Source organism: Chloracidobacterium sp. (genome assembly GCA_016716305.1).
Taxonomy (GTDB): domain Bacteria; phylum Acidobacteriota; class Blastocatellia; order Pyrinomonadales; family Pyrinomonadaceae; genus OLB17.
Map to the genome: position 1 here is coordinate 177,264 of JADJWP010000002.1, position 24,113 is coordinate 201,376.

Consider the following 24,113-nt stretch of genomic DNA (forward strand, 5'->3'; position numbering starts at 1 on the left):
CCGGGGTCATTTTTCGCGCTTACGCGCGGATAACGCGGCCACCGTATTGACATCCTTGTCGCCGCGACCTGAAAGATTGCATATGATTATCTGGTTACGATCCATGGCGCCCGCGACCTTCATAACGTAAGCGATCGCATGCGCCGATTCGAGGGCAGGAATTATCCCCTCGGTCTCTGATAAGTTTCTAAACGCCGCGAGTGCTTCGACGTCTGAAGCCGTTACGTACTCGACGCGGCCTTCGTTGTGAAGAAATGCATGTTCCGGTCCGACGGAGGCGTAATCGAGCCCTGCCGAAACCGAATGCGTCCGGGCGATCTGGCCGGAATCGTCCTGAAGCAGGTAGCTTTTCGTTCCCTGCAAAATACCGACAGCAGAGCCATTCAGGAATCTGGCGGCGTGTTCACCTAAACCGCTGCCCTGGCCGCCGGCCTCGACACCGATCATGCGTACATCGTCGTCGAGGAAATCGTGGAACAGTCCGATCGAATTCGAACCGCCGCCAACACACGCAACGAGCAGATCAGGGAGCCGGTCTTCTTTTTCGAGGATCTGCTGACGTGCCTCTTGGCCAATAATGCTCTGAAATTCACGGACCATTAACGGATACGGATGCGGGCCGAGTGCCGAACCGAGCAAGTAATATGTGTCGGCGACATTGGTGACCCAATCTCGAAGTGCCTCGTTGATAGCATCCTTCAGCGTCCTTGATCCTGAATCAACCCCTCGGACCTCGGCTCCGAGCAAGCGCATGCGAAAGACATTCAGTTCCTGCCGACGCATGTCTTCAGTGCCCATATAAACGACACAAGCAAGCCCAAAATGGGCACAGACCGTCGCCGTGGCAACGCCGTGCTGGCCAGCGCCGGTCTCTGCGACGATCCGCGTTTTGCCCATCCGTCGTGCCAGAAGTATCTGACCGATGCAGTTATTTATCTTGTGGGCGCCCGTGTGGTTCAGATCCTCACGTTTCAGGTAGACCCGAGCACCGCCCAGGACCTCGGTCAACCGTTCAGCGAAATATAGAGGTGTCGGCCTGCCGACAAAATCTCTGAGCAGTTCATCAAATTCAGCGCGAAAGGCGGCATCATCGCGGTATGCAAAAAAGGACTCGGTCAGCTCATCAAGCGGTGCGACCAGCGTTTCCGGAACAAATCGCCCGCCGAACTCACCCCAATAACCTCGATCGTTTGGTTCGTAAATGGTCATGCTTGTTTCGCAATTCGAATGAATGACTCGACCCGTTTCGGATCTTTTATCCCCGGCGACGATTCAACCCCGCTCGCAACATCGACGGCAAATGGCCTGAGCAGGGAAACGGCGTCGGCAACATTTCCGGGCTTCAATCCCCCCGCCAAGAAAAGCCGCTTTGTTCGGTATTTCACAGTTTTCGCAACTTTCCAATCAAACATCTCACCCGTACCTCCGTAAACCGAGGGTGAATATGCATCCAGCAGTATCGCATCTGTCTCGAATTCCGCAGCGGTTTCAGGCAAGAAATCCGGGCCCACTCGAAGAGCTTTTATTACAAACAATTTCGTCCGGGCCCTGAGTTTGGATACAAGATCAGGAGACTCATTTCCGTGTAACTGAATGCCGCTAAGGCCGGTCGTTTCGGCGATCTTGACAACAGTGTCCTCACTTTCGTCGACAAATACGCCGATGTTCAGTGTAGAGGCCGTCAACTCCCGGATAATGTCCCGGGCAGCATTGGGCGTAATGAACCTCGGGCTTTTCTCACAGAAATTGAAACCGAGCATGTCCGCACCGAGCCTCGCCGCCGTCGCAGCGTCGCCGAGATTTGTGATGCCGCAGATCTTAACCTTTACCATTTAGTTTACGGAGCTCAGCCGCCGGGTCGCTGCTCCGCATCAGTGATTCGCCAATGAGAAAACCCGAATAGCCGTGTCGCTGAAGTTCGATCAGGTCCTCGTGTGTCCGAAGGCCGCTCTCAGCGACCATTATCGCATTCGACGGGGCGTGCTTTATCAGGTCACGCGATACGTCTAGCGACACGTCGAACGAATGAAGGTCACGATTGTTAACGCCGATAAGTCCGGCTCCGGCTCTTTCGGCGCGTTCAAGCTCCGCGAAAGAGTGGACCTCGATAAGTGCGTCAAGCCCAAACTTGTCTTCGGCAAGGCTTCGCAATCTCGCGATCTCTGTGTCGTTTAACATCGACGCTATGAGCAGTATCGCGTCGGCACCGGCCGCCGCCGCTTCGACGATCTGAAATTCGTCGAAGATGAAATCCTTGCGCAATATCGGCAGATCGACGGCTGCTCGCACACGTATAAGGTCGTCGAGCGACCCGCCAAAATGATCCTCCTCGGTCAGGACCGATATCGCGCTTGCTCCTCCGTCCGAATAAGCCCTTGCCATCTCGGCGGGATCGGCCATGTTGTTGATGTCGCCTTTTGACGGTGAGGCCCTTTTGAACTCGGCGATCGTGTTGATCAAAGACCGATCGCTCAGGGAACTGGCGAAACGCCTTTGGATCGCGCCCGACCTCGTCCGTTTTGCGATCTCGGTCAACGATCCGACATCGGCAGCCGCCTTCGCCGCTTCGACACGGAGACGCCTTGTTGCGACGATCTTTTCGAGTATGGTCCCTTTCATACGGGTATTGCCGAAGCGAGTTCTTCAAGTTTCCGAAGAGCCTTTCCAACATTTACGGCCTCGGCCGCAACCGTCATCGAAGCCTTGAGATCGCTATTTTCGGTCGCGATATGAATTGCCGCGGCTGCATTTACGAGGACAATGTCTTTCGCTGCCGAGGAATCCGGTTTTCCGATCAGGACATTTCGTATGGTTTTCCCGCTGTGCACCGCGTCATTCGATCGGAGATCCCGTAGACCTGCCGGAGCGATGCCGAAATGTTCCGGTTCGATAGTAAACTCGCGCACCGTTCGTCCTTCCACTTCGACGACCATCGTTCGGCCGTTGATCGATATCTCGTCAAGGCCGTCGTCGCCGTGGACTATCCACGACCTTTTTGTCCCGAGGCGGGCAAGTGCGTTCGCCATTTTCGTCACCAGCTCTTTGTTCCAGACACCGATCAATTGATGGGGTGCGGAAGCCGGGTTACATAGCGGCCCGACACAATTAAAAATGGTCGGGAAGCCGAGTCCTCGTCGGACCTTTGCGAGCGTTTGTGAGAGCCGGTGAAAGTTGGGCGCGAACATGAAGGCGATACCGATCTCATTGAGACACATTTCCGCGACGTCCGGCCCGACAGTCGGATCTATGCCAAGTTCCGAGAGTACATCGGTGCTTCCCGTATTGCTGGTCGCAGCCTTGTTGCCGTGTTTTGCGACTGCGATGCCCGTTCCCGCAACGACAAATGACGCGGCGGTTGATACGTTGAAGGTCTTGGCCTTACTGCCTCCTGTCCCGACAATATCGACAAATAGCTCGTGTCTCGAATGTATCGCTTTCATTCGGGATCGAAGTATTTTTGCGACCGAATAGATCTCGTCTTCAGCAATGCCTTTTTCGTTCCAGGCGCGAAAGACATTTGCAAGCAAGGCCTCATCGGTATCGTTGATCAAAGCGTCGAGGAACTCCTCGGCGTCGTCGGGGCCGAGGTCGCGGCCAGAACGAAACTCTGTGAATTGGTGCTTCAATATCGAACTCATGACGATTGATCCTCCGCGAGTTCGATCGCCCGCAACTGTGCTGACGCCTTGTTGACCGTTTCTTCATATTCGGCCGACGGGTCGGAGTCGGCAACGATGCCCGCACCGGCCTGGACATGAGCTATCCCGTTTTCGAGTACGACGGTTCTGATCGCGATGCATGTGTCCATGTTTCCGGAATAATCGAAATAGCCGACCGCGCCCGAATATACGCCTCGCGGCGTCGGTTCAAGTTCGGTGATCAACTCTATCGCCCTGACTTTGGGTGCTCCCGACACTGTGCCGGCAGGGAAGCAGGCCGCAAGAGCGTCGAACCGGTCAAGCCCTTTTCGAAGCCGCGCTGATAGATAGCTGACCAGATGCTGGACGTGCGAATATCTCTCAACACTCATCAGGCCGTTGACCTTTACACTTCCGTATTCGGCAACTCGTCCAAGATCGTTTCGGCCGAGATCTACCAGCATCAGGTGTTCGGCGACCTCTTTGCGGTCCGCTCGCATTTCGTCTGCCAACCGCGAATCCTCGTCGGCCGTCTTGCCGCGCGGCCTGGTGCCCGCTATCGGACGGTATTCCAGGTCGCGGCCACGGCTGCGGACAAGCATCTCAGGCGATGCACCGATGATAGCCCTGCCGTTCATTCGGATGAGAAACATGTAAGGCGACGGATTCAATGAACGGATCGCACGATAGATCGCGACCGGCGACGCCGACGTTTCCCGAGAAAACCTCTGAGAAAGAACGACCTGATATGCCGAGCCCGCCGCTATCAGTTCCTTTATCGCCCGAACGCCGTTCTCAAAGTCGGCACGTTCGAAATTCGAGATCGCTTGTTCTTTTGTCGGCGACTTCGAAGCAGCGGGAAGTTTTACAGGATCATTTTCAAGCGATCGGCGAATCATTGCATTTTGCTCGCCCGCAGTTGCTAACATTGACCGCAATTCACTTTCTGAACCGTCCGCCTCGTCGGTAAACACAAGCGAAACGATCTTGATCACCTGCTTGGCATGATCGAATGCTACGATCGTGCGGCAAAACATGATCTCGGCGTCATTTTCTGATGACGTGATCCGTTGACGGAGGCTCGGTTCGAACCACGCCGAGCATCCAAATCCAAGCGAACCGATCGCACCTCCGGCAAAACTCGGCAGGTCCTCATGCTCCGATAATCGGTATTTCGCAAAATGCTCACGCAGAAAATCGAAGACCGGGATATCGATGAAACGCTCACCGGCGGCATCTTTGACCCTTACATGCCGGTCATTGCCGATCGCCGTAAAATGCGGATCGGTACCGATGAATGAATATCTCGCCAGGGCTTCGCCACCCTCGACCGATTCCAACAAGAAGGAAGCTTCTCTTTCATTCGCGAGTTTCAGATATACCGCCAACGGCGTCAGCAGATCGGCCGGCATCGTGACGATCACCGCTATCACATTCGCCTTATCAGCAATTTCTGGTAATTTTTCGAAAGCCTGCATAAAAAAAACCGCCAACGATTTTCATTGGCGGTAGGGCTCGGAAACGGAGGATCTGAAATTGACTAGATCAGTCGAATACAGAACCATTTTTCGCAAACACGACCGCAGATGCCCGCCAGCTTTGCCAGCGCGTATGAACGATCGAACTTAGGCCGTGTTTGTACATTACTCCAATATCTATCAGAAACGGGTCTGACGTGTCAATCACATCTTCTCGGGAACTTCGATCCCGAGTGTGTTCAGAGCGGCGGTCAGCGAACGCCTCACCGTGTCAGCAACCGAAATAAGCACTGCCCGCCTGACCACATCCGGCTCGGGAAGGATCTTGTGATGGTGATAGAAAAGATTGAATGCTTTCGCCAGACTGAACGTATATTTTGCCAGGATCGACGGTTCGTTGACGTTGGCTGCTTGCTGGATCGTCTCATCGAGCCGCGATGCGAGCATGAGCATCGACCAGATGTCGTCGCCATCCGCAGCCGCGAAGATCTCTGCCACCCTATTACGATCACCGAGTGCTTTCTTTATCTCATCGATCGATTCGCCCCGGTCGGTGATCTTTCGAAATATCGAATTTGCACGAACGGCCGAATACTGACAGAAACACCCGGTCTCGCCCTCAAATGAAAGGGCCTCATCAAAGTCGAAGACGATGACCGTGGTCCGGGTGAACTTCAAAAGGAAATAACGGAGCGCTCCAACGGCGATCTGATGAGCGATATGCTTCTTTTCGGTCGACTCTGCGTCAGGGTGCCGCGATTCGACCTCGGCGAGAGCATTCTCTTCGAGACGGGTCAGCAGATCATCTGCCTTTACACCGAGCCCTTTACGGCCGCTCATTTCGATGAAGGGCTTCGATCGATCATCGTCGCTGACCTCAAAACCCAATTCTTCGGCTGCCGCAGGTGAAAGGGCGACCATTTCATAAGAAAGATGGACGCTGCCGCTCTCACCTATCTCAGGATGTATCGAAGCAACGCCTTTCTTAACGATCTCCTGCGGGTACGACTGCCGCGTATCAATGACGTTATAGACCTTAATGCCATGACCGAACTCAGGAGCTCCGCCAACCGCTTCTGCCTTATTGGCCGTGGTTATCCAGACTTCGTGTCCGTTGGCATATTTGTGAAACGGCTTGTAGTAAAAATCCATCCCAAGCACGCCAAGCTTCCACATCTGATATGCGACGTCTTTGCCGGTATAGGTGACCGTGCCGTTAGAGCGGACCAGGATCTTGTCGGACTCGTGCTCGTCGGTGCCAGTGTGTTCCTCGAACGGCATTACCCAACAGCCGGCATTTTTCCCCTCGGTCTCAAGATGAATTGCTCCGAGTGCTTTCATTTGTTCGAAAGCCTTATCCCAGAAATGAAGATGAAGTATCTCTGATTCCCGCGGCAGAACGTCATACCGGATGTCGAAACGCTCCATCGTTTTCAGGATGCATTCGACGTTGCGGGTCGCGACAAAGTCGGCAAGCTCAGCTGTTTCATTCCCGCCTTCCTCGATGAGGTGCAGGATCTCTGCACGTCGCGACTTAAGTTCCTCATCTACTTGATATTCATGGCCGACCTTTGCATAAAGATCCCAGCAATAGCGATCAAACGAAATACCTTTCGATGTTAGCTCTTCATCCAGGGCCTTGATCGAATTCAGATCCCGGTTCTCGAGGTAAACGAAGCCGACGACAACATCGGCGACCTGAACTCCCGTGTTGTCGATGTAGTTCTGGACCTCGACCCGTTTACCGCTCGCCTTGAGAATGCGAACGAAAGTATCCCCCAAAACCGAGTTTCGCACGTGGCCGATGTGCGCCGCTTTGTTTGGATTAACTGAGGTGTGCTCGACACAAACCTTCGGAGCGTTCTTGTCTGGAATACCGAGACGGGGAAGGACCTCCGAGCTCACCGCATCCGCGAAAAAGAACGATCGATCGTAGTATACGTTCAGATATCCCGGGCCTGCGATCTCGACCCGATCGACAAAATCGAACTCCTCCAGCTCGCCCTTTATCGCCTCAGCGATCGACCGCGGGTTTTGTTTCTCGCCGGTCGCCTGTTTGATCAGCTTAGCGAGTTCGAATGCGACCGGAAATGCGACGTCACCAAGGCTGGTATTCGGCGGAGTTTCGGAGGCGATGTGATCTAAAGATATGTTGAACCGCTTGTCGGCGATCTCACGCACTTTGTTTCGTAAACGGTTTTGCAGCTCGGTGATCGTCATTCTGTTTCGATTCCATCAATGGGCGAAACAGAAATTATAGGATCGCACGCCGGGTTTAGCAAAAGCCGTTACTTTATCGAAACGCTAAGCGTATAGGTTGTCGCCCGGGCAAGGTTGTCGACGCAAACCGATTGATCGCCGCCGATCTCGATCACATACGAATAGCGGGTATCGCCGCTTTCGAAGATCTGAACTTTGCCGCTCCGCGAACTGACATCAGCGGTAAGCGTTTGTCCGCGGCGGGCTCCGGCAAAATAACAGACCCTGCCGCCAGCTGCGATCTTTCCGGAAACTGTGGCTGATGTACGTCCCTTTGCGAAACGTATCGGAATATCGCCAAACGTCGTGGCGGCGCTGACGAATAGAAGGAGCGCCGCGATCTGAAGCCTAATTGCGATTCGCATATTTAATTCCTCGATCCAGAAATACCCAACCTATTTCGCGTGATCTGACAACGAAACATATCGCGCAGCTGCAATTTTTCTTTTTTTTCGGAAAACCGCTAAACTCTTTCTTTTATGCGAACACTCTTTTTCGATTGCTTTGCAGGTGCAAGCGGGAACATGGTCCTCGGTGCCCTTATAGACCTGGGTCTCGATCGTGAGTTGCTGTTCGATCGTATCAAAGGCCTCGGGCTAGCGGGTTATGAGATCGAGATCGAGAAAGTTGACCGCTCGGGGATATCATCGACACATTTGAATGTGGTCATACCAGTAGAAAAGAATCACCGGCATTTACACCATATTGTCGACATCATCGAGAATTCGAATCTTTCCGAAGGCGTTAAGGCAAGGTCGGTCGCGATCTTTGATCGGCTGGCAGCCGCCGAAGCACGGGTTCACGGCATCTCTGTTAAGAAGGTCCATTTTCATGAGGTCGGAGCAATGGATGCGATCATCGATGTTGTCGGGGCCTGTATTGCGTTCGAAATGCTGGGAATCGAGAATTTCGCGTGCTCAAAGATACACGTCGGAAGCGGGTTCGTCGATATGGAGCACGGAAGGTTTCCTGTTCCGCCGCCGGCGGTTGCCGAACTGCTTGTCGGCAAGCCGATCTACTCGACCGATATCGCAGGCGAGCTCATTACGCCTACCGGAGCTGCTATAATATCAACAGTATGTGATAGTTACGGCGTAATACCTGAGATGGCAGTTGAAAGAACGGGATACGGCGCTGGCAGCAGGATCTATGACGGATTTCCAAATGTGCTTCGGATAATGATAGGCGAGACGATCGCAGATAAGATCGAGCAGCCTCAAAACCGTGAACGTCTCGTGATCCTCGAAAGTAATATCGACGATCTTTCTCCTCAGATAATCGGTCACGTCATGGATCGCGCTTTTGAATTAGGGGCCTCTGACTGTTGGTTCACGCCGATTCAAATGAAAAAGAATCGCCCAGCAACGTTGATATCGATTCTGTGCCGCCTGGAACTCAGATCTGTGTTGACCGATCTACTGTTCAAGGAAACTTCCACGTTGGGGATCCGGTTTCGCGACGTCGATCGCGAAGCTCTCGACCGCGAGTTGGTAGACGTTCAGACGGCATACGGACAAGTGAAGGTCAAGATCGGCCGTCATAACGGCGTTATAGTAAACGTAATGCCGGAGTATGACGATGTGGTGCGGGTCGCAAAAGAAAACGGCGTTTCGCTGCGGGCCGTACACAACGCTGTCTCCGCATCGCTCGCTAGTCGAGCCGCATTGGCGGCAGGTTAAGGTTTATGGCAAGAAAGAAACGAACTAAGCTCGATCGTGAAAAGATAGCCGCAGGCGTCAGGCTTGTGCTCGAAGGGATCGGCGAGGATCCGGAGCGTGATGGCCTGGTAAAAACGCCGGAGCGTGTGGCCGATTTCTACGCTGAATTGACCGAGGGTATGTGGCAGGACGCCAAGGAGCACATTGTTCCGCTGCCGGGTGATTCGCACGACGAAATGGTGATCGTAAAGGACATTTCGATAGCCTCGGTTTGCGAGCATCATCTTGCACCCTTCGTAGGCAAGTGCCACATCGCATACATTCCAAAAGACGGCCGGATCGTCGGGCTTTCAAAGCTTGCCCGGATCGCTGAGATCTTTTCGAGGCGTTTGCAGGTTCAGGAACGATTGACGCAGCAGATCGCAGGAACCCTTTTTGAAGAATTAGAGCCGCTTGGCGTGATGGTCGTTATCGAGGCCGAGCATACATGCATGACGCTCCGTGGGGTCAAGAAACCCGGTGCCGTCACGATAACCTCAGCTGTGCTCGGCGGCTTTCGAAAGGATCCGCGAACGCGGGCGGAGGCAATGTCGCTGATCAAGGGATAAACGCGATGGCCGGCATAATTTGATCAAGTACTTAAACTGTCGGGAATCGACATCTCAGGAACTACTTTAGATATGAAACGAACAACAGCTATTGCTTTTTTGATCACTACGTTATCGATTACCCCGTTCTTTCAAACATTGGAAGGACGGTTTGATGCGGTAAAGATCCGTGAACGCGTAAAAAGGTTATCCGCTGACGATTTCGAGGGACGCGGGCCCGGAAATGAAGGAAGTAAGAAGGCCGCCGAGTATATAGCGGCACAAATGAAGGCTGTCGGTATAAAACCGGGTAACGGGAAAAGTTATTTCCAGAACGTAAAACTCGCCGGGATCAAGGTCGACCCTTCGACCCAGCTTGTAGTTTCCGGCCGATCCGCCCAACCGCGGAGTTTCCGATTCGGCGACGACTTTGTCGCGACGACGGGAGCGCAGCGTGAGGGTGTCTCGGTCGATGCTGAGCTTGTTTTCATGGGTTATGGGATCGATGCACCGCTATACAATTGGAATGATTACAGCGGGCCTGCCGAAGATTACCGCGGAAAGGTACTGCTTATCATGGTGAATGACCCGCCGGCAACGACGGAAGAACCGAATCTGTTTGGCGGGAAGGCACTGACTTATTACGGCCGCTGGACCTACAAGTACGAGGAAGCGGCACGCCGCGGTGCCGCCGGTGTGATCCTGATCCACACGAACGAGACGGCCGGATATGGCTGGAACGTTGTGCGGACCTCATTCGGTGGTGCCCGATCCGAGATATTTCGTGAGCCGGGCAATAACCGTCCGTTCCTCGATCTGATGAGCTGGATCACTGATGATGGAGCCAAGTCGATAATGCAGCAAGCGGGCATCGATTTCGAAGGTCTCCGGATGAAAGCCGCGACCCGAAAGTTTCGGCCGGTGAAAACGGGGCTTCGCGTAAAGATCGACCTTAAGACGTCGGTGCGGACGTTCGATTCGCCAAACATCGTTGGCCGGATCGATGGAAGCGAAAAAGCCCTTCGGGATGAATATGTGCTCTATACAGCCCACTGGGATCATCTTGGGGTCGGCGAACCTGATGCAGCGGGTGACCGCATTTACAATGGTGCGTACGACAATGCTTCGGGCGTCGCGGCCGTGATCGCGATCGGCGAAACGATCAACAAAATGCCAAAGAGCGAACGTCCAAAGCGGTCGACCTACATTCTTTTCCCGACCGCCGAAGAGCAAGGTTTGCTCGGGGCTGAATACTTCGCACAGTTTCCGTTGATCCCGCTCAATAAGATCGCCGGTAACGTCAATATCGACGGTGTCAATTTCTTTGGCAGGACGAAGGACTTCTCGGCCCTCGGTGCCGAGCGGTCGACCATCGGCGAACTTGTCGCGGATGTTGCAAAGGAACGCAATATGTCGCTCGAAGGTGATATGCGACCCGAACAGGGGTTCTTCTTCCGATCGGATCATTTTCCGTTTGCCAAAGTCGGTGTTCCGGCGGTTTCGCTTCGGCACGGCGACGATTTCACGAGCCCGCTGCAGGGCGAAGCTCTCAACTTTTTCAGTAACTACACTGCAAAGTACTACCATCAACCATCAGATCAATATTACGACTGGTGGGACGCCGCAGCGATGATCCAGAATGCCGAACTCGGGCTCGCGATCGGGATGAAGATCGCAAATTCACCGGTTCTGCAAAGGTACAAGGACTCGGACGAGTTTGCGGGCGCAGATAAGAAGCGGATGGGAAAATAGTCCTTTCAACCGGAAGGCAGCGGTGTAGCGTGTGGATAAAATCGATCTAACACGCTACACTTTTTCTTTTTCGAGCATGTCAACGTTTTACATAACAACCCCGATCTATTACGCCAACAGCCTTCCGCATCTTGGCCATCTTTACACGACGATCGTGGCCGATGCGGTTCATCGATATAAACAACAGCGGGGTTTCGATGTTTTTTTTCTGACCGGTACGGACGAACACGGCGTCAATATCCAGCGGGCCGCCGAGAAAGCTGGCAAGACCCCAAAGGAGCAGGTCGATCTCATTTCAAACGAGCTAAAGCGGATGTTCTCCGATTTCGGCCTCGATCCGGCGAATGGCGGCTACGACATTTTCATGCGGACGACCGAACCCTTTCATTACCAGGGTGTCCAGCACCTATGGCGGGAAATTGCCCGGAACAAAACGCCAAAAGGGAACGAGACGATCTACAAAGGCCATTATGAAGGCTGGTTCTGCGCCCCGTGTGCGGCATACAAGCTTGAGGACGAGTATTTTACTCCCGATGGTTCGGACGTACCGTTTTGTTCGATCCACGAAAGGCCGCTTGATCGTGTGTCTGAGGAGAGTTACTTTTTCCGATTGTCGGATTACGCCGAGTTCTTGCTTGAAACGATAGAAAGCGATCTTCAAATACTTAAACCAGAGTCTCGCCGTAACGAGGTTATTTCGTTCATAAAAGGCGGTTTGCAGGATCTCTCGATCAGCCGGGAACGAAAGTCGGTTTCGTGGGGCGTGCCGGTCCCGGGTGATGACGATCATGTCATGTACGTTTGGCTCGACGCACTTTCAAATTATATAACTGCTATCGGATATGGTAATGACCGTGACGGCTCAGTCGGATTTGAAAAATACTGGCAGAATGCCATCCATCTGGTCGGCAAGGACATACTCAGGTTTCATACGGTCTATTGGTTTTCGTTTTTGAAAGCTGCCGGCCTGCCGCTGCCAAGAACCGTATATGCTCACGGAATGTGGCTCGATTCCGATGGCCGCAAGATGGGTAAAACACTCGGCAATGTGATCGAAGTTGATGTACTGCATCAACATTTTCAGGTCGATGCGGTGAGGTATTTCTGCCTTCGCGAAATGGTTTTCGGCCAGGACGGCAAGTTTGGCTATGAAAATCTGATCGAGCGTGCAAATTCCGATCTCGCTAGCGGTTTGGGAAATTTGCTTAGCCGGACGGTCTCGATGATCCAAAAATACCGCGAGGGCCGCATTCCGAGCGGGAAAATTGCGGAAGCGAACTATCTGATGGCTCGACGGGCGGGCATCGACCCCGACGGTCAGGAGATCGTTTCTGTCGTTCAGCACGCGCGTGACGAATTCATCCGCAGATTCGACAATTACGAATTCAGCCTTGCATTGGAGACACTTTGGGCGGTCATCGCCCGGGTCGACAAAATGATCTCGGACGCAAAGCCGTGGGAATTGGCCAAGGACGAGAAAAATGCCGAGACATTGAATGCCGTACTTTATCGGTCTGCCGAGACCATCAGGTGGCTCGCAACAATGGTCTATCCCGCAATGCCGCGTTCGGCCGAGGATATATACAGCCAGCTCGGGCTGCAGGCAGATGTCTCATCGCTCGATCCGGCATCGTTGGTTTGGGGCAGCCTTGAACCCGGAACTTCAATAGGTGAGATCGTCGGCATCTTTCCGCGAATCGATAGAACGAAAGTTATGAATGAGATAAACGAAACGGTATCGAAAAAAACAGAATTATCGGCCGAGGTAGAGACGCTTTCTGAACCGGCTCCGGCTGTAACTGGGCCGGGGGCAGCCGAGCAGCCTGATGACAGTTTCATTACGATCGATGATTTTCTGAAGGTCGAGCTTCGTGTCGGTCAAATAACCGTTGCCGAACGCGTTCCGAAAGCTGACAAACTTTTGCGTTTTGAGGTCGACCTCGGCGAAGAGCAGCCGCGGCAGATCCTCGCCGGGCTCGCCGAATACTATGAACCCGAAAAGCTGGTCGGCCGCAAAGTCGTCGTGGTCGCGAACCTCAAGCCCCGCATGATGCGAGGCCTCGAATCCCAGGGTATGATCTGTGCCGCATCGCTGACAGAAGAGGACACGCCGGCGATCGCGACATTTCTAGAGGACGTAAAGATTGGCGCGAGGTTGAAATAATGAGATCTGTCCGATTTATTCTTGTCATCACTCTTTTCACGGTGATGAACACCTTGGTGTCTGCTCAGGCACCGCAGAAGCCGGCTGCGAAAGGCGATTCGAAAACTGGAGTATTGGGGCATGCCGCCGACGGAAGGTACAGAAATGACCTTTTCGGTTTAGAGCTGAAATATCCGGCCGACTGGCATGTTGTCGACCAGGAGACGACAGCCGCTGTTCTCGATATAGGGACCGATTTTCTGAAGGGCGACAACCAGAGGTCAAACAACGAGCTTGAATCCTCGATAAAACAAGAGGTCGTGCTTTTTCATTTGACCCGAAAACCGATGGGAAGCATTGGAAACTGCGTCTTTATGTTGGCGGTTCAAAAGCAGCCAAGCCCGAAGGTCTTGCCGAAGATGGTCGCTGAAGCGACAAAGAGCTTATTGGTGAATAGCCCGAACCTAAAGGTCGCGAGAGACACTCGGACCGCAATGATAACAGGCCGCCAGTTTGCAATGATCGATTTTGAAATGACGGTCGGCGAGCAAAAAGTAATTATCCTCTATTATGTAACAGTAACGAAGGGTTACGCATTGTCATACTCCCTTACTTTTGCAGATACGGCCGACGCTGACCGACTGGCACTTGAAAACATTGCTCGGAGCATTACGTTCGATAAAAAGTAATGCTTGTTGATTCCCACTGCCATATTGACGGCGAGGCGTTTGATGGCGACCGCGACGAGGTCGTTCAGCGTGCTAGGGAAGCGGGCGTCGCCGCGATGCTGAACGTCGGTACGGGCGATCCGCATTCGGACGATTTTCGGCGTGCGGTCGCCGTTGCCGAGAGATATGAGAACGTCTTCGCGAGCGTCGGCGTTCACCCACACGACGCGAATCTCTACGACGACAAAGCCGAAGAGCACCTGATCGGACTTTCAAAGTCTGAAAAGGTCATCGCATGGGGCGAGATCGGCCTCGACTTCTATTACGATCACAGCCCTCGCGATGTGCAGCTTGAGGTATTTCGTCGTCAGATCCGCACCGCAAAAGCGCTAGATCTGCCGATAATTATCCATAGCCGCGATGCAAACGACGAGACCGTTGAAATACTGACCGAGGAATGCTCGTGGGATGGTTTTCGCGGGATAATGCATTGCTTTGGCGGGACGCCCGAGATGGCTGAAACGCTGATGCCGATCGGGTTCTTGATCTCTTTCGCCGGCAACGTCACGTTCAAGAAAGCCGAAGATCTACGCAATGCCGCAATGGCCGTTCCGCTTGAAAAGCTGTTGGTCGAAACAGATTGCCCATTCCTCACACCGGTCCCGTTTCGGGGTAAGCGAAATGAGCCTTCAATGGTCGTCCAGACGGCTCGTTTCCTGTCTGATCTCTACGGGGTCGGGTTCGAGGAACTGGCAGAAAAGACCACACGCAATTTTCTAGACTTCTTTCGACTAAAGTTGCCCGCAATTTAGTATCTAAACTTAAAATGACCCAGCGGTCGTGTAATTCGGCCCGATTCGTGGCAAAATCTCCACTATGGCTAAAGAAAATTCCTTCGATATCGTATCGAAAACCGACTACGCCGAAGTCACCAATGCTATCAACCAAACTTCTAAAGAGATCTCCCAGAGGTTTGACTTCAAGGGAAGCAAGGCCGCAGTCGAATTGCAGCAAAAAGATCTATTGCTGACCGCCGAAGATGAAACGAAACTCCGGAACATGAACGACATTTTGCAGAGCAAGCTCGTAAAACGCGGCATCTCGCTCAAGGCCCTGGATTATCAGAAGATCGAGCCCGCAGCCGGCGGCACGGTCCGCCAGACCGTCAAGATCCAACAGGGAATCCCCACCGATAAAGCGAAAGAGGTGGTGAAGTTCATCAAAGACGGAAAATTCAAGGTCCAGGCGTCGATCCAGGGCGAGACCGTGCGTGTTTCGGGTAAGGATCGCGATACGCTGCAGGAGATCATCGCGGCTCTTAAGGCGAACGATTTTGGCATCGACATGCAGTTCGATAACTACCGCTCGAACTAACATCCAGTTATGAACACCTTCGCGGTCACCAAAAAGGAGCTTCTTCCTGACAACGCGGCCCGTAAAATATTCGGCCTGATCAAGAACGAAATGGCTCTTGTCGAGGCTGAGTTTGAACGCCAGGCGAGATCGAATATTCAGGTGATCGACTATCTCGGCGACTATTTGCGATCTTCGGGCGGCAAACGTGTTCGTCCGGCATTGTTGATCTTGTCGCATTCCTGCATTGGCGGCACTCCGGGATCGGACAGCGTGATTCGTCTTGCGACCGTGATGGAGATGCTTCATACGGCGACCCTTGTACACGACGACATAATCGACAACGCAGACCTGCGTCGAAATCGTCCGTCGGTAAATGCAAAGTTCGGCAATCAGGCGGCCGTGCTGATGGGCGACTGGTTATATATGTCGGCGTTCGAGACGTCACTAAGAGAACGCTCGCTCGAGATCCTTGATATCCTGACACGACTGACGCGAAAAATGACCGAGGGTGAGTTGATCCAACTTACAATGATCGGCAATGTCGACATCACCCGCGAGGATTATTTCGACATTCTGCGACGCAAGACCGCGTATCTTTTTTCTGGCTGCTGCGAGATCGGAGCAATAATCGGGAAAGCAGCAAGAGATCAGCAAGAGGCGCTGCGTGAATATGGGATGAACCTTGGGATCGCTTTTCAGTTGGCTGACGATCTGCTCGATCTGACCTCGGATGACGTGACACTCGGGAAAAAGGCGGGGTCGGATCTGATCGAAGGCAAGATAACAATGCCTTTGATCCTTCTGGCTGAGATCGAGCCGAGCATCAAACACCTTTTGGAAGAGATCATGGCGGCCGGTTTTTATCCCGAAAGTTCAAAAGACCGGCTCGACGCATTATTTGCTTCTAACGGGATCCAACGTCAGACCCGCGAGATCGCAGTGGAATATGCTGAACGGGCTAGAAAAAACCTTGAAGTTTTGCCCAAATCAGAGTATCGTACTGCTTTGGAATCGATACCGAATTACGTGATCGATCGTAATAAGTAGCCCCATTTTTCAGGATTCCTAATATTTTCGGTCCAAAAATCTGCAAACTCGTAAACTTTGATCTGCCAGCATGTTAGACGAAAATCTTATAGCAACGCTTGAAACAAGTTTGCGGCAGACCCGTAATGCGCAGAATCGCTTAATGGTGCTTCTGCGTGAAGTTGAATCGGAAAGCGAACGGCTTCGAGAAGAAAGGGAACGTCTTCGCGAAGAGATTCAGGCTCTCGAGAATAGTGCATCGCAGACCGAGTCGGCCATCGACAGCCTGCTTGTGAGTCTGCGGTCGGGAAGCCGAATGTCCCGTATCGGACGTGAGATCAGATTCGAGGACGATTACGAAAATGTTCCGGAGACTCGGCCCTCGCGTGTCTCGAAACGCATACCGAATCGACAACAGCAGTCGAACAAAGGCACCGTAGCCTACATCAATCAGGCCCGCGGAGTTCCGTCGCGTACTAACAACATCGAACCGATAAGCCATCGGTTTTCCGATCGGACAATAACTCAGGCCTGTACGCTGCTGCTGCGAGAGGCCGGAAAGCCCCTGCATGTTAACGAACTTTACAATCTGCTGGTCGCCGGCGGGATGGAGTTCAAGGGTAACAATCCGACGATCTCGGTTGCTGTTTCATTGAACCGCAACCGAAGATTTCGTAAAGTCGACCCCGGTACGTTCGATCTTGCAATGCGTGAAGCATCGCAGGTCGCGTCCTAGTCCGCGAAAAGAGTTTTCGACGGTCTCGCGAAATCCATATTCAGGGTCTCGTTTATATGTTTGGCCCGGCAGATATCGCTTCCGGCCTCTTGCTGCTCAAAATGAAAAAACATCTCTTCTTGCTCGCCGCGCTATTCGTACTGATCGCCGCTGGCGACCTCGCTGCTCAGAAGGTTCGTCTGCGATCACAGATCACGCCAAACTGTGGCTCGTCCTCAAGCCTCAAGTTTGCTGACATTTATGCTGATGGCAATATCGCGGTGATGGGGAGCTTTAATTGCCGCGGGGCGTTCATCTTTAATGTTTCCAATCCCGATGCTCCCGTCTTATCATCGTGGTACAACCCGGGCGCAAATCAACAGTTTCTGGAAGCGATCGTCGTCGGCAATCGGGGATACTTTGGAAGCGGAAACAGTGGCGGTGTTCATATCGTTGACCTTTCAAATCCATCAAACCCGCAGCTTCTTGGTATCGTGAATTCGACCAACGGAAATGGGCATAACTCGATCCACGAAATGCTCGTTCACGAACAGAACGGAGCCATCTTCCTGATCGAAAATTCAAACGTTACGAGTAATAAACTGATAAAGATCATAAACGTCACAAATCCTGCAAGCCCGGTCTTTGTTCGTGACCTTAACCCGACCGAGGTCAGCTGGGTGCACGCAATGCATATTCGCGGCAACAAAATGTATACGTCCGGTTGGGGCAACGGATCGAACAGGGCAAAGACCGAGATCTTTGATATCTCGAACCTTGCTACCCAGGCGCCGGTTCTTCTCGGAACGATCACCGATCCGAACGCTTCGGTGACGAACGGGAACAACATGCACAGCAGTTGGACAAGCGAAAACGGCAACTATTTGTATAGCGCTCGCGAGGTCACGAATAGTAACGGCCCGAGTCCGGGCGACCTCCGGGTCTACGACGTGAGCAATCCCGCAGTGCCGGTGCTGGTGAACCGGCTGACGATGACCGACCTCGGCCTCAATGCCGTTACGCCGCATAACCCCGTGGTGATGGGAAACAAGCTGTACATATCCTGGTATCAGGCGGGGCTTCAGGTCTTTGACATCACAAATCCGGTTCAACCGACGCGGATCGGGCAATTTGATACGTACACGCCCGCATTCTCGCCGGAGGAATCGAACGAGAATGTGACCGGTGACCCGTGGGACGTGATGTGCGGCCGCGATGGCCTGCAAAATGCTCTTCCGACGACATACAACGGAGCATGGGCCGTATTTCCATTCCTCGGAGAAAGCAAAGTGCTGGTCGGCGACCTTGCTGCCGGTCTGATAACGGTCGATGTTACCAAGGCTTTGGATACTGCGAAGAACGTTATCTCTGATTTTGACGGCGACGGGCGCACCGACCTTTCGGTTTACACGCCTTCGAATGGCCTTTGGCAGATCGAAGCAAGTTCGAACGGCGATCCGACGGCCGCTTATTTTGGGCTCGCCGAAGATCAATTAGTGACAGGCGACTATGACGGCGATGGCCGTTCGGATATCGCCGTCTGGCGTCCGTCGTCGGGTATATGGTACGTCTCGGGAAGCTCGTCAGGCTTTTTTGCTTCGCAGTTTGGCCAATCGGGAGATGTGCCGGTTCCCGGCGATTACGATGCTGATGGCAAGACCGATATTGCCGTTTGGCGTCCGTCGAATGGCGTTTGGTACGTATTTCAAAGCACGCTGGGAATCAAATATCTTCAGTGGGGCTTGAGCGGCGACAAACCCGTCGTCGGCGATTTTGAGGGCGACGGCAAAGCAGATTTCGCTGTTTGGCGGCCGTCGAACGGGGTCTGGTATGTGATGCAGAGTTCGTCGACTCTACCGATATTCTCCGCCTTTGGGTTGAATGGAGACAAACCGCTTTTCGCGGATTTCGACGGCGACGGCAGGTCTGAATTTGCGGTGTTCCGTCCTTCGACCGGGGTTTGGTACATCCTTAATGGAGCTACATCGCAATTTTCGGCTTATCAGTTCGGACTCAGCGAGGACCTTCCGATTCCGTCGGATTTTGACGGCGACGGCAAGGCTGACATAGCGGTCTTCCGGCCAAGTACAAATGCCTGGTACCGGATCAACAGTTCGAACGGCGCGTTCAACGCGCGGGTCTACGGCAACCAGGGCGATGTCCCGTCGCCGACTTCTGTCCAACCAGAGTAGTTCGTCCGCACAAAGTTAATTATGCCTGAAGTTAGGTGAGTAACTTGACTTTGGGCTTTTTGTTTTTATTATGGCTTTATGAAATTACTTCTGACGATCAGCAGCGGAGTGCTTTCCGGACGTGTATACGAACTCGAGAGCGGTTTCCTAACAGTGGGCAGAGGTGAAAATTGCAGTATCAGATTCGATCCGGTCGGTGAACGAATCGCTTCGAAGCAACATGCATTCATTGAGGCGAAGCAGGATGGCTTCTATATCACCGACAACAACAGCACCAATGGCACGCTGGTCAACGGAAGCAGGGTACAGACCGCCAAGATCAACAACGGCGACACCGTCCAGTTCGGGCGAAACGGCGTGACGGCCAGTATTCGCATCGAAGGCGTCGATCCGATCGGGGCCGCGATGCCGAAGGACGAGTTTCGGGAACTGCAGATCGAGCAGTTTCAACAGATCGCTCAGAGTCAGCCCGATAGATTTCAAAATTCGATGTCGAACATTGGGCTCGGCCACATCGAGGCTAAGCCCGAACCGAGTAAGACCGGCAAGTATATAGGCATCGGGGTTACAATTTTTGCGATCGTTTTTTTGTCTCTGATCGTCATTGGCCTGATGTTCTTGAGCGTGGGGATAGTGCCTGCGGTCATCGCCGCTGTCGTCGCGTTCATTCCGGCGATGTTCTATCTTCTGCCGCTGGTATGGCTTGACCGTTACGACCCCGAACCGTTCTGGCTGCTTTCTCTTGCATTTGCCTGGGGAGCGTTGGTCGCCGTTATAGTTTCGTTTATCGTTAATACAGGGGTCGGCATTGGCGTTGCGGTCGGCATCGGCGGTCAGGAGGGTATGATCTTAGGCAACGTCATCGGCGCGGTCATTTCGGCACCGGTGGTCGAGGAGGCTTCGAAAGGCGTTGGCCTATTGATACTCCTGATATTCTTTCGCCGATACTTTGACGACATTTTGGATGGGATAGTTTTCGCCGGCGTCATCGCCCTCGGATTTGCTACGGTTGAGAACGTACTTTATTATGGCCGCGCTCTTGGTCAAAGCGGTTTACCCGGACTCGTGATCATTTTCTTCATGCGAGGAATATTATCGCCGTTCGCTCATGTGACGTTCACCGCCCTTACCGGCATCGGCTGCGGCATTGCCAGAGAATCGCATAATACTCTGGTGCGGATCATCATGCCGATCCTCGGCTACATCGGCGCGGTCGCACTCCATGCGCTATGGAACGGGATGGCCGTCTTTGGCGGACTTGAAACTTTCCTGGTCGGCTATCTGATCCTCGAGATCCCTTTCTTCCTCATTTTCATCGGATTCTCTTTCTTCGTAATGTGGCGGCAGAACAAGATATTGAAGGAAATGCTGGCGATCGATATTGCTCGCGGTTTGATACCGCAAGAGCATGCGACCACCGCAACCTCGGCGTTCAAGAGCACAGGATGGCTTTTGGGTGGTTTGTTTGGCGGGAAGTTCAGGGCACGTTCGCGCTACCTCCGGGCGATAGGAAAACTCGGTTTGAGTTATTGGCACATCCAGCGTGCAACCGCCGCCCAAGGTCAGACCGGCAGTTTTCAACAGAACCCGATCCTTCGCGAAGAGGTTTTGAAATGGCGAGATCAGGTATAGCCGCGTCAAGGCGTTCTATTTACTCGATCGAAAAAAAACGAAAACCACCGGGTAATTCCGGTGGTTCTGAATTTTTTGGTAGGCCGAGCAGGGATCGAACCTGCGACCCACGGATTAAGAGTCCGTTGCTCTACCGACTGAGCTATCGACCCAACCGGGACAGATTATAGCAATCACAAAGAGATACTGTAAAGCAGGCCGTGCACCTATAATCCGAGAGCGCGATCGCAGCCGCCCAAGTGTCGATCGGTTTCTTCAACAATTCGGATTTTTCATTTAGAATCAGAAGTCTGATGCCGGATCGGTTCTGCATCGGCCCGCTATGAAAGAATGCCCTAAATGTGAGCAGTGCTATCCGGACGAGGTCGCAAATTGTCCTCAGGACCAGACGCCGACCAAACTATCGCTTCCCGGAACACAACTCTTGGCCGATCGATACCTTTTGGTAAAGAGGCTTGGCCGGGGCGCCATGGGTCAGGTATACCTCGCCAACGACAACAAGTTTGCTGCGCGAAAAGTGGCGGTCAAGACCGTCCGGCAGGACATTCTCAACAGCGAAGACATGCAGGAAGGCGAAGCGATCGCGAGATTTGAACGCGAAGCACAGGCCGCCGCTTCGATCCAGCACCCGAATACCGTCAGCGTTACAGATTTTGGCGAATCGCGCGATGGCGTCTTCTACCTTGTGATGGAATACGTCGAAGGTGAGACCCTTCATCGGCTGCTTCGTCGCGAAGGGACATTACCCGTGAAACGTGCCGTCGGGCTGCTGCGTCAGATCGCCGACGGTGTCGAAGCCGCGCACTCGATCGGGATCCTCCACCGCGACCTCAAACCGGCGAACATCTTCATAATGCAGAAGACGAAAGGCGATGGGTTCGTCAAGGTCGGCGATTTCGGCTTGGCAAAGATCGTCAATCAAACGGTCACCGACTTCAGTTCGAATGCGACACCGTCATCCCGCGGGATAATCGGCACGCCGGAATTCATGTCGCCAGAACAGATGCAGCCCGAAGTTGGCGTCGATGTGCGTGCAGACATTTACGCCTTGAGCACGATCGCGTATCTGATGCTCGGCGGAAAGACGCCGTTCTCAGGGGACATGATGCAGCTCGTCATGCAAAAGATAATGCATAAGCCGGCGCCCTTGTCGACCCTGAGGACCGATCTTCCGGCGGATGTCGAAAGCGCGATCATGCGCTCATTGGCGATCAATGCCGCCGAACGACACAGCACGGTCGCCGAGTGGATAGAAGATCTCGAGATTGCGGCAGCCGATGCCGATGAGCCGCGAAAAGCCGGCGGGCCGCGGCTTGTGGTACTTGCCCCGGTGGGGTCCGAGGTTTATGTCGATGACGAGCGGCGGGGTAGCATTGGCCGCTCAGGGCGCGTCGTGTTGTCCGATATTCCGGCCGGCCAGCATGTCCTGCGTGTATCGCATCCGGGCGAAAAGGACGATGAACGCGTGATCGAGATCCGGCCAGGTGCCGAAGAGCAGGTTATCCAGGCGCAGCTGCGTGCTCTTCACGGTACCGGAAGCCAACCCTCGCCGTCGCAGGGAAGCAACAGCAGCGGCATTCACTCGAGTGTTATTCCGGGCATCGTCGCGTGTATTCAGTGCGGATCGCGTTTTGCCGAGGGCGTGAAGTTCTGCGGCCGGTGCGGTGGGCGTGCGTTCGCTCCGGTCGTCGCGGGAGACGCCGGCGGATTTCCATGTCCGCGATGTTCGACTATGCTTGCGGCAAACTCGAAGTTCTGCGGAAAATGCGGGTTGAATATCGTTACCACGAATCCACCATCACAGCCGCTTTCGACCGGCTTTCTTTCCAACGTTCCGCAGCAAGCCGAGCGGATCTGCCGGCGATGCGGCGGTTCTTACCCGCCAAATATTCGATTTTGCGGCCGGTGCGGCGGCAATATGTACTGATCGCGCCCTTCCCCCGCCAACGACCACATCGAATTTGCATGAACACTTGCCTCCTCGACTGAAGATAATACCGTTTATCAGGTAAAATGCGTATAATGTCGAAGTCGCTTTGGCGAATCTTGTAGTTGAAGGAATCGAAATCGATGAAAGTTTGTCCAACCTGCAGAAAGACCTATTCCGATGACGGCCTGAATTTTTGCCTGGAAGACGGAAGTGTCCTCACATTTGCGGCGCCGGATGCACCCGAGACCGTAAGGATCCCGCACCCGATGGCGACCAATCCGAACCCGGGATCGATGCAGCAGCCGAGCCTCCAGACAAGCTGGGGACAGACACCGCAATATTCGATCCAACCGCAAAGATCGTCGTCCAGATCCTGGCTTTGGATCGTTGGCGTCATTGGGATCGTTTTACTGCTCTGCGGCGGCGGGATCGTGGGCTTTTTTGTGATCGCTGTGATGAATGCCGATCCGGCGAACAACTCGGTCACCAATTCTTCAACGACCGAGCCTACGCCGGGTACGACGCCAAAGTCGGATGACAGGACCGATGTTCAAAGGGTCGACCTTTCGGAATGGGTTCGCGAAACCTCGGGTTTTGGTACAACTGAATATACGGGCGGCGAGTTCCTGATGGCCGCTCGTCAAAAGGGCTATTACTATGTTCTGGTGGCTCCGGCTGAGTATAAGACCGAGTCTGCGAAGACCAGCGTTACTGTCCGGAACGTGGATGACTCGGCCTCATCGCTTGGTTACGGGCTGATCTTTCTCAGCAACCCGAAACCGCTCGTTCAGGGATATGCTTTTCTTATCGATACACAGCGAAAGAAATACCGCGTTGTCAGGCACGAACCGAAGAAAGAGACCATCGTGGTCAACTGGACCAATTCGGCTGCGATAAAAGACGGCAAACAAGAGAACATTCTCGAAGCCGATCATAAGAACGACCTGATCGAACTTCGTATAAATGGTCAGAGCGTGACATCAATAAGAAATGTTCACGGTTATCAGGGCGGTGTTGCCGGACTCTATTCCGGCGATGCTGCACGGATCGGGTTTAAGAACCTCGAAATACGTCGATAA

Annotated in this window: 21 protein-coding genes and 1 tRNA gene; 13 read left to right on the forward strand and 9 right to left on the reverse strand. The window is 53.4% G+C overall.

Translation table 11 applies throughout. The features are described from left to right. Positions 1-6 precede the first annotated feature (6 nt). The 8 genes from trpB to IPM28_02705 form a co-directional block, all read right to left on the reverse strand. A complete protein-coding gene (trpB, locus tag IPM28_02670; GenBank protein MBK9171896.1) occupies positions 7-1,209 on the reverse strand; it encodes a tryptophan synthase subunit beta in 1,203 nt (400 codons plus the stop codon). Beyond that, a complete protein-coding gene (locus tag IPM28_02675) occupies positions 1,206-1,832 on the reverse strand; it encodes a phosphoribosylanthranilate isomerase (protein ID MBK9171897.1) in 627 nt (208 codons plus the stop codon). Before IPM28_02675 ends, trpB begins: the two co-directional genes overlap by 4 nt. Next, entirely contained in the window at positions 1,819-2,619 is an 801-nt protein-coding gene (trpC, locus tag IPM28_02680; GenBank protein MBK9171898.1) for an indole-3-glycerol phosphate synthase TrpC, read from the reverse strand. The genes IPM28_02675 and trpC overlap by 14 nt, the downstream gene beginning before the upstream one ends. Further along, on the reverse strand, positions 2,616-3,638 hold the full coding sequence (gene trpD / locus IPM28_02685) for an anthranilate phosphoribosyltransferase (GenBank protein MBK9171899.1): 1,023 nt from the start codon (positions 3,636-3,638) through the stop codon (positions 2,616-2,618). The genes trpC and trpD overlap by 4 nt, the downstream gene beginning before the upstream one ends. Next, complete coding sequence (gene trpE / locus IPM28_02690) at positions 3,635-5,116, reverse strand: anthranilate synthase component I (GenBank protein ID MBK9171900.1); 1,482 nt, start codon at positions 5,114-5,116, stop codon at positions 3,635-3,637. Before trpE ends, trpD begins: the two co-directional genes overlap by 4 nt. Before the next feature lie 67 nt (positions 5,117-5,183). Then, on the reverse strand, positions 5,184-5,324 hold the full coding sequence (locus IPM28_02695; GenBank protein ID MBK9171901.1) for a hypothetical protein: 141 nt from the start codon (positions 5,322-5,324) through the stop codon (positions 5,184-5,186). Continuing rightward, positions 5,321-7,336 carry an arginine--tRNA ligase gene (gene argS / locus IPM28_02700; GenBank protein ID MBK9171902.1) on the reverse strand — a complete coding sequence of 672 codons (2,016 nt, stop codon included), beginning with the start codon at positions 7,334-7,336 and terminating at the stop codon, positions 5,321-5,323. Before argS ends, IPM28_02695 begins: the two co-directional genes overlap by 4 nt. 68 nt (positions 7,337-7,404) lie before the next feature. After that, the gene (locus IPM28_02705) at positions 7,405-7,740 is read right to left on the reverse strand and encodes a hypothetical protein (protein MBK9171903.1); all 336 of its coding nucleotides are present in this window, start codon (positions 7,738-7,740) and stop codon (positions 7,405-7,407) included. A 114-nt stretch (positions 7,741-7,854) separates the two neighbouring features. Here IPM28_02705 and larC point away from each other — a divergent pair, with 114 nt between their 5' ends. From larC to IPM28_02760, 11 genes are all read left to right on the forward strand, one after another. Beyond that, positions 7,855-9,054 (forward strand): nickel pincer cofactor biosynthesis protein LarC, encoded by a 1,200-nt coding sequence (larC, locus tag IPM28_02710; GenBank protein MBK9171904.1) that lies wholly within the window; start codon positions 7,855-7,857, stop codon positions 9,052-9,054. Positions 9,055-9,059: 5 nt separating this feature from the next. Further along, a complete protein-coding gene (gene folE / locus IPM28_02715) occupies positions 9,060-9,641 on the forward strand; it encodes a GTP cyclohydrolase I FolE (protein ID MBK9171905.1) in 582 nt (193 codons plus the stop codon). Between the two features lie 72 nt (positions 9,642-9,713). Next, entirely contained in the window at positions 9,714-11,372 is a 1,659-nt protein-coding gene (locus IPM28_02720; protein MBK9171906.1) for a M28 family peptidase, read from the forward strand. Positions 11,373-11,448: 76 nt separating this feature from the next. Beyond that, positions 11,449-13,536 (forward strand): methionine--tRNA ligase, encoded by a 2,088-nt coding sequence (metG, locus tag IPM28_02725; GenBank protein ID MBK9171907.1) that lies wholly within the window; start codon positions 11,449-11,451, stop codon positions 13,534-13,536. Next, positions 13,536-14,204 (forward strand): hypothetical protein, encoded by a 669-nt coding sequence (locus IPM28_02730; GenBank protein MBK9171908.1) that lies wholly within the window; start codon positions 13,536-13,538, stop codon positions 14,202-14,204. Before metG ends, IPM28_02730 begins: the two co-directional genes overlap by 1 nt. After that, a complete protein-coding gene (locus IPM28_02735) occupies positions 14,204-14,995 on the forward strand; it encodes a TatD family hydrolase (protein MBK9171909.1) in 792 nt (263 codons plus the stop codon). The genes IPM28_02730 and IPM28_02735 overlap by 1 nt, the downstream gene beginning before the upstream one ends. A 64-nt stretch (positions 14,996-15,059) precedes the next feature. Then, complete coding sequence (locus IPM28_02740; protein MBK9171910.1) at positions 15,060-15,557, forward strand: YajQ family cyclic di-GMP-binding protein; 498 nt, start codon at positions 15,060-15,062, stop codon at positions 15,555-15,557. Positions 15,558-15,566: 9 nt separating this feature from the next. Then, positions 15,567-16,586, forward strand: coding sequence for a polyprenyl synthetase family protein (locus IPM28_02745; GenBank protein ID MBK9171911.1), 1,020 nt, complete (start codon positions 15,567-15,569; stop codon positions 16,584-16,586). Positions 16,587-16,656: 70 nt separating this feature from the next. Further along, positions 16,657-17,301 carry a hypothetical protein gene (locus IPM28_02750; GenBank protein ID MBK9171912.1) on the forward strand — a complete coding sequence of 215 codons (645 nt, stop codon included), beginning with the start codon at positions 16,657-16,659 and terminating at the stop codon, positions 17,299-17,301. Between the two features lie 101 nt (positions 17,302-17,402). Beyond that, positions 17,403-19,472 carry a hypothetical protein gene (locus tag IPM28_02755; protein ID MBK9171913.1) on the forward strand — a complete coding sequence of 690 codons (2,070 nt, stop codon included), beginning with the start codon at positions 17,403-17,405 and terminating at the stop codon, positions 19,470-19,472. Between the two features lie 78 nt (positions 19,473-19,550). Then, the gene (locus tag IPM28_02760; GenBank protein MBK9171914.1) at positions 19,551-21,104 is read left to right on the forward strand and encodes a PrsW family intramembrane metalloprotease; all 1,554 of its coding nucleotides are present in this window, start codon (positions 19,551-19,553) and stop codon (positions 21,102-21,104) included. Between the two features lie 76 nt (positions 21,105-21,180). Here IPM28_02760 and IPM28_02765 read toward each other — a convergent pair. Then, positions 21,181-21,256, reverse strand: a tRNA-Lys gene (locus IPM28_02765). A 170-nt stretch (positions 21,257-21,426) separates the two neighbouring features. Here IPM28_02765 and IPM28_02770 point away from each other — a divergent pair. Both IPM28_02770 and IPM28_02775 read left to right on the forward strand, forming a co-directional pair. Further along, a complete protein-coding gene (locus IPM28_02770) occupies positions 21,427-23,031 on the forward strand; it encodes a protein kinase (protein MBK9171915.1) in 1,605 nt (534 codons plus the stop codon). A gap of 143 nt (positions 23,032-23,174) precedes the next feature. Then, entirely contained in the window at positions 23,175-24,113 is a 939-nt protein-coding gene (locus IPM28_02775) for a hypothetical protein (GenBank protein MBK9171916.1), read from the forward strand.